General features: G+C 68.7%; 10 protein-coding genes. All 10 read left to right on the top strand.

Annotated elements, in window-relative coordinates; genetic code table 11:
* Nucleotides 1-237, top strand: a complete 237-nt coding sequence (locus OTB19_RS24075; protein WP_267800448.1) for a hypothetical protein — start codon at nucleotides 1-3, stop codon at nucleotides 235-237.
* Nucleotides 238-254: 17 nt separating this feature from the next.
* Nucleotides 255-608, top strand: coding sequence for a hypothetical protein (locus OTB19_RS24080; protein WP_267800449.1), 354 nt, complete (start codon nucleotides 255-257; stop codon nucleotides 606-608).
* Nucleotides 605-898 carry an HNH endonuclease gene (locus OTB19_RS24085; protein ID WP_267800450.1) on the top strand — a complete coding sequence of 98 codons (294 nt, stop codon included), beginning with the start codon at nucleotides 605-607 and terminating at the stop codon, nucleotides 896-898. The genes OTB19_RS24080 and OTB19_RS24085 overlap by 4 nt, the downstream gene beginning before the upstream one ends.
* Before the next feature lie 4 nt (nucleotides 899-902).
* A complete protein-coding gene (locus tag OTB19_RS24090) occupies nucleotides 903-1091 on the top strand; it encodes a hypothetical protein (RefSeq protein ID WP_267800451.1) in 189 nt (62 codons plus the stop codon).
* Nucleotides 1092-1341: 250 nt separating this feature from the next.
* Nucleotides 1342-1518, top strand: a complete 177-nt coding sequence (locus OTB19_RS24095) for a hypothetical protein (RefSeq protein ID WP_267800452.1) — start codon at nucleotides 1342-1344, stop codon at nucleotides 1516-1518.
* A gap of 218 nt (nucleotides 1519-1736) precedes the next feature.
* Complete coding sequence (locus OTB19_RS24100) at nucleotides 1737-2372, top strand: bifunctional DNA primase/polymerase (protein ID WP_267800453.1); 636 nt, start codon at nucleotides 1737-1739, stop codon at nucleotides 2370-2372.
* A gap of 27 nt (nucleotides 2373-2399) precedes the next feature.
* Nucleotides 2400-2888, top strand: coding sequence for a hypothetical protein (locus OTB19_RS24105; protein WP_267800454.1), 489 nt, complete (start codon nucleotides 2400-2402; stop codon nucleotides 2886-2888).
* A complete protein-coding gene (locus OTB19_RS24110) occupies nucleotides 2881-4611 on the top strand; it encodes a terminase (protein WP_267800455.1) in 1731 nt (576 codons plus the stop codon). The genes OTB19_RS24105 and OTB19_RS24110 overlap by 8 nt, the downstream gene beginning before the upstream one ends.
* The gene (locus tag OTB19_RS24115) at nucleotides 4608-6032 is read left to right on the top strand and encodes a phage portal protein (RefSeq protein WP_267800456.1); all 1425 of its coding nucleotides are present in this window, start codon (nucleotides 4608-4610) and stop codon (nucleotides 6030-6032) included. Before OTB19_RS24110 ends, OTB19_RS24115 begins: the two co-directional genes overlap by 4 nt.
* Nucleotides 6013-6615: a hypothetical protein gene (locus tag OTB19_RS24120; RefSeq protein ID WP_267800457.1), complete on the top strand. Its 603-nt coding sequence runs from the start codon at nucleotides 6013-6015 to the stop codon at nucleotides 6613-6615. The genes OTB19_RS24115 and OTB19_RS24120 overlap by 20 nt, the downstream gene beginning before the upstream one ends.
* The last annotated feature ends 74 nt before the right edge of the window (nucleotides 6616-6689 follow it).

Here is a 6689-nt window from a genome sequence, read left to right on the forward strand (position 1 = left end):
ATGGCCCAGCCGCAGGGTGCGGACGTGGAGATCATCGACCGATCGACGGGCACGCCGGGTGTGATCCTCCCCAACGCGGTCCGGATCAACGGAACCGAGATCTTGATCCCGTCCGACGCCAAGATCCGGGTGAGCGACATCACCGAGGACGAGCTGGTGACGGTAACGCTCACCGTGTTCGCGCGCAGCCTGTCGATCCGCCATGAACCGGCCGACAAGACCAGCCGCGACAACTGACCGAAGGAGCCAGCGCCATGGCCCGCATCCAGATCCTCGAACTTCCCGAAGGTGCCGGCGACGACCGGCCGCCCTTCCTCCTCATCATCGACGAGGCCGGAGAGGCCACCTGGAACGCATTGAGACCGCCTGACGGTGAGGGCCTCCACGAGACGCTGGAAGAGCAGACCGGCGCCCGCGCGGTGCTCCTCTTCGAGGTAGCCGTTGAGATCCCCGCCAACGAGATCTCACTCGACCCCGACGGATACCCCATCAGAGTCAAGCTGCGAGTCGAAGGCGACTTCGGGCGATTCCGTGAACAGGTCCAGGACGAGATCGCCAAGTCCCAAGCCGGCCTGGCCAACGCCCTACGGACAAGCCGCCGGATATGAGCGGCGGGTGGAAGGGCTCGGACCGCAAGAGCCGGCTGCCTTCCGGCTGGTCGAAGATCCGGGCGGGCATCCTGGAACGTGATCCGATCTGCAAGCTCTGCGACGTCAGGCCATCGGCCTTCTGCGATCACATCGTGGCCAAGGCGGACGACCACAGCAAGACCGGCCTGCAAGGCGTGTGCGGCCCCTGCCACGATCAGAAGTCCAGCGCCGAAGGGAACGCCGCCCAGCGCGCGAACCCCCGGCCCGGACGAACAAGGCCCCCCGAGCAGCACCCCGGACTCAGGTGACCCCATGCCCCGCTACCTGATCACCCACCCCAAGGGACAGCAGGGCGAGGACATCCTCGTCGAGGACCCTGAACTCACGCTCACCATCCAAGGCGCATGGGCAGTACTCGCCGACCTGGATGGACCATGTCTCGCCGTGCCGGCAGACGCAGGCGCGACCATCACCCGCATCGACGAGCAGCCCGAGGAGTGATCCACGTGGCACGAGGCCGAGGCAGCAGACGCAGCAGAGGCAACGCCGAGACACTGCGCAGGTACTGGAGTACAGGGCAGGGGGCAGCCAAGATCAGGTGGGGTACGCCAGGAGACTGGACCCGCTGCACCAGGCAGCTGCACACGTACCTCGGAGCCAGGGCCAAGGGCTACTGCCAGCTACTCCATATACGCAACACGGGAGTCGGTACGGGCAGCAGGGCCAACGCCAGCAGGCGTAGGCGGACCAGGTGAGCGCGCTGCACGTCGTCCCGATCGGCGACCTGGTCGAGCACGTGTCCGAGGATGACTGCTTGTGCGAACCTACAGCCAAGCCGGTCAAGGCGGACGACGGGTCGATCGACTGGCTCATGATCCACCACAGCCTGGACGGCCGCGAACTCACCGGTAACGATCACTCGGGATGATCAAGGAGTCATGATCGCCCCGGGGGGATATCCCCTCCCTGGCGATCTTGGGGATCGGGGCCGTATAGCACCTGACCCCGTGTACGGGTTCCCTAGGCCGTTGACCTGCGGTGATGCCCGAGTGATCGTTTGACGGTTGTCGCCCCCGCTCGCCCCGTTGAACCATCAGTGCAGGTCAGGCGCTTGTAGCCGTAACACGGACCCGCTAGACTGGACCCATGACGACAGCCCTCCGCCCCGCTTGCGGGCAGTGCGCCGGCCCCATGCCGGTCCTGGCTCGGGCCGATGCGCGCTACTGCTCGCCGGCCTGCCGGCAGTCGTCGTACCGGATCCGGCGGGCCGAGTCGCAAGCCCGGGTGGAGGCCGAACGGGCCGCGCACGTGCCGGCCGAGCTGACGTCCCGCGCGCGCTGGGTGCGGTACAGCGGACGCAAGGTCCCCCTCCGGATCGATGGACGGTTCGCCGCGGTCAACGACCCTTCCTCCTGGTCCGACTTCACGGCCGCCGAGGCCGCACAAGCCGGCGAGGGCGTCGGCTTCGTCCTCACGGCCGGCGATCGGATCCTCGTCATCGACCTGGACCACGCCGTCGAGCACGGCCGGGTACTGCCCTGGGCCCAGCGGATCCTCGACGCACTACCGCCGACGTACATGGAGCGCGGCCGGTCCGGGGCGGGCCTGCATCTGTGGTTCCGCGGCGAAGTCCCTGCCGGCCGCCGCATCCGCAAGGACGAGCTGGCGGTCGAGGTGTACTCCGACCGTCGCTTCATCATCATCGGCGACCGCGTGAGCGGCACCCCACTTGAGCTTGCCGAGCTGCCAGATGCAGCCGGTGTGATCGCCTCGCTGGTCTGACGCCCTGGTGGCGCACCGGGGGCGGTGTTGATTCCCGCCCCTCGCGTCCTGGTGGCGCGCCAGACCCTGGAGGTCGCCATGGGCACGCACGGACCCATCCCCAAGCGTTCCGAGGAGCGCCGCCGGCGCAACAAGGACGACGGCCCCGGCTTGGCGAAGGCCCCTTCGGGCCCGCCCGCCGACCTGCCGGACCTTCCGGAGCCTGATGGGCTGTGGCACCCGATCGCCACGGACTGGTACCTGTCTCTCCGTGACTCCGGCCAGGCCGCCTTCTACCAGCCGTCGGACTGGGCGATGGCCCGCTACGCGGCCGAGCTCATGTCGCGCGGTCTGTCCTCGGACCGACCGCCGAATGGCCAGTACGTCGCCGCCCTGAACAGCGTCATGGCCTCCCTCCTCACGACCGAGGGCGACCGCCGGCGCGCGCGCATCGAGCTGGAGCGCAAGGCGACCGTGAAGGCCGTCCCGGCCTCGGTGACGGCCATCGCCGACTACCGATCCTCGATCGGTGGCTGACGAGGAAGTCCCCAGCGTCGTCACCCCCTTCACCATCGGACCGACGTGGCGGCGCGGCGAGGACGGCAAGTTCGTCCTCCCCGAGTACACGCTGGGCTGGCAGGCCCTGGCCTGGACGGCCACCTACCTGCAGCACTACGTCGGCGCCCCCTGGCGGTACACGCCCGAGCAGGCCCGGCTGACGCTGTGGTGGTACGCCATGGACCCGGCCACGAACCGGTTCCTGTGGCGCGACGGCGTGATCCAGCGCCTTAAGGGCTGGGGCAAGGACCCGCTGATCGCGACCTGGTCGGCGTTCGAGTTCGTCGGCCCGTGCCGGTACGGGCAGGTGGCCGACGAGGGCAACGAGTGGGGCGTCCCGCACGGTCAGCCGCTGGGGCAGCCGCATCCGGCGGCCTGGGTGCAGATCGCGGCCGTCAGCCAGGACCAGACCCGGAACACCATGACCCTCTTCCCGTCGATCCTGACGAAACGGGCCATTGAGGAGTTCCGGATCGACCTCGGCAAGGAGATCATCTACGCCGACAAGGGCCGAGCTCGCATCGAGGCCGTCACCAGCTCGCCCCGCGCGCTCGAGGGCGGCAGGCCGACGATGACGAACCTCGGCGAGACGCACCACTGGCTGGAGTCCAACCAGGGGCACGAAATGGCCGCGGTCATCGAGCGCAACGCCACCAAGTCCGCAGACGGCGCCTCCCGAACCCTGGCCAACACCAACGCCTACGAGCCGGGCGAGGATAGCGTCGCCGAACGCACCCGGGAGGCCTTCGAGTCGACGGAGGCGGGCCGCTCCGCCGATGTCGGGCTGTTCTACGACAGCCTCGAGGCGCCGGCCGAGGCGAAGTTGTCCGAGGAGTGGATCGAACCCACCCTGCGTGCAGTTCGCGGGGACTCGACCTGGCTGGACATCGAGCGGCTGAAGGCGTCGATCCTCGACGTCCGCAACCCGCCATCCCGGTCCCGTCGGTTCTGGTTCAACCAGATCACCGCTTCGGAGGACGCCTACCTGGCGCCCTACGAGTGGAATGCCTGTCCGCACGAGGGCATCGAGTTGCAGCCGGGCGACGAGATCGTCGTCTTCTTCGACGGCTCCAAGTCGGATGACGCGACGGGCCTGGTCGCCTGCCGCCTCTCGGATGGCCACCTACAGACGCTCGGGGTGTGGCAGCGGCCGGCGAACTGGCCGGACGGCATCCCGTGGCGGGTGCCGCGCGAGGAGGTTGACGGGGTGGTGGACCTGACGTTCGCCACATACAAGCCGCTCGCGTTCTTCGCCGACCCGGGCTCCGGGTTCGACGAGGCGGACGGCGAGCGTTACTGGGACGGCTTCATAGACGCCTGGGCCCAGCGGTACGGGAAGCGGCTGAAGCTGAAGGCAGTCGCCTCTGGCCACGGGCAGCACGCCGTCATGTGGGACATGCGCGACCGGCGCCGGCAGCAGACGTTCACCGAGGCGGTGGACCGCTTCTACCGGGACGTTCTGGAGCGGCAGCTGACGCACGACGGCAACAAGGTGCTGCGCCAGCACGTCGCGAACTCCCGGCGGCGCACCAACGCCTGGGGCTACACGATCGGCAAGGAGCACCGGGAGTCGGCCCGCAAGGTCGACCTCGCGGTGTGCGCGATCGGGGCACGGATGCTGCGCCGCATGGTCATGAACTCAACGGCCTGGACCAAGAGGTCCACGGCGCGCGGCAAGGGGAGGGTGGTGGTCCTGCGGTGACGACTCCTACCCTGCCCCTGCTGTCGCTGTCGGACGATGAGCAGGCTCTCATCACCGCGCTTCGCTCGGACCTCCTCAACCACCGGCTCCGGCTGGAGCTCCTCGACTCGTACTTCAACGGCGAGCAGCTGGTTCGCGACCTGGGCATCTCAATTCCGCCGCAGTTGAAGACTCTGCACACGGTTATTGGCTGGCCGCGGATCGGCGTGGAGGCCTTGGAGCAGCGCCTCGACTTGGAGGCGTTTCGTTGGGCGGACGGTTCGGACTCCTCCGACCTTGAGGAGATCGCCGCAGCGAACGACATTTACGACGAGGCCTCGTTGGCTCACCTGGATGCGTTCACCTACGGCCGGGAGTACGTAACGGTCGGCAGCCCCGATGAGCCGGACGCCCCGTCGATCATCTCTTTCGAGTCGCCGTTGGACATGACGCTCGACTGGGACGCCCGCCTGCGCATGCCCCTGTCGGGGCTTCGCGAGTGCCAGGACCGCTTCGGCTACGGTTTGACCCCGGAAGAGCGCCTGGTCAGCCTCTATCTGCCCGATCAGACGGTCACGGCGGTGGAGACGCATGCCGGGTGGGTGGTCCTGAACCGGGACATCCACAACCTCGGCGTGGTGCCGGTGTTGCGCATGGCGAACCGTCAGAGGACTGCGGACAGGGTCGGCCACTCGGAGATCACTCCGGAGGTCATGTCCATCACGGACGCGGCATGCCGCCGGCTGATGGGCATCGAGGTCGCGGCGGAGTTCTTCGGCGCTCCGCAGCGCTACATCCTCGGCGCATCGGAGTCCGCGTTCCAGGACGCGGAGGGCAACGCGAAGTCGGCTTGGGAGACGTACATCGGCCGTGTCCTGGCTTTGGAGCGGGACGAGGACGGGCAGGTGCCCACGGTCGGCGCCTTCACCGCGCACGACCCCTCCGGTCAAACGAAGATCATCGATCTGTATGCGCGGATCATGGCGACCCAGCTGGGCCTGCCTCCGCACATGCTGGGCTACACCAGTGACAACCCGGCGTCGGCGGACGCCATCCGGTCCAGCGAAGCCATGCTGGTCAAGAAGGCCGAGCGCCGGATCCGCCGCTTCAGTGCCACCTACCGGGACATGATGCGCCTGGCCATCTGGGTGCGTGACGGAGAGCCGCCGCCGAAGGAGCGTCGCATCGAGACGCGTTGGCGCAACCCCGCCACCCCGACTCTCGCGGCGCAGACGGACGCCGCGGTCAAGCTCGTCCAGGCGGGGATCATCCCGGCGGACTCCGAGGTGGCTCTGGAGATGGCCGGCCTGAGCGAGGACCAGATGCGTCGCGTTGCCGCTGACCGGCGGCGTGCGCAAGGGGCGGACCTGATCTCGGGCCTGCTGAGGCAGCCTGCCGACGATCCTGCGCAGGTGATCGCCGATGGCGACGAGGATCTCTGACAGCAGCGCGGCAGCCGCCCGACTCCGGGCCGCGCAGAGCACTCTGACCCGGATGATGGTCCGTGACATTCGCGGTCTGCGGCGCTTGATCCGCCCCGATCGCCTGCAGGAGTCCGTGCCTCTCTGGCTGGACGCGATGCGGGCGCTCATCGGGCAGTACGGCGCCGCGTCAGCAACCATCTCGGCCGACTCCTACGACCGGCAGCGAGATGACGCTGGCCGACAGGGCCGCTTCACCGCCGAAGCTGCGCCCGGTCCGCCGGACGAGCAGGTGGAGCGAAGCCTTCGCTGGGCAGTCCGGGGCCTGTGGGAGACGGACGCAGAGCAGGAAGCGTTCGATGTCCGGCTTGCTCAGGCCGAGCGGGACGCCGAGGCCGCCGCCCAGAAGCTCGTCGCCGACCAGGGCCGGGCGACGATCCGGCAGGCCGCCGAACGAGACCGCGGGGCGGTCGCCTACGCACGGGCCGCAGCCCTTGGAGGCTGCGCGTTCTGCAAGCTGATGGCGTCCCGTGGAGCGGTGTACAAGACCGCTAGTGCAGCGCGTCGCAGGTCCTTTGCCGGTTGGGCGTGGCTGGATTGGTGACGCTGTGTGAGCGCGCAGGCATCCTGCGGGAAGCGGTCCTCGGACGACCCGGCTTCGGTCCGGCACACGGTGGG

This window comes from Streptomyces sp. H27-H5 (genome assembly GCF_026627505.1).
GTDB lineage: Bacteria > Actinomycetota > Actinomycetes > Streptomycetales > Streptomycetaceae > Streptomyces.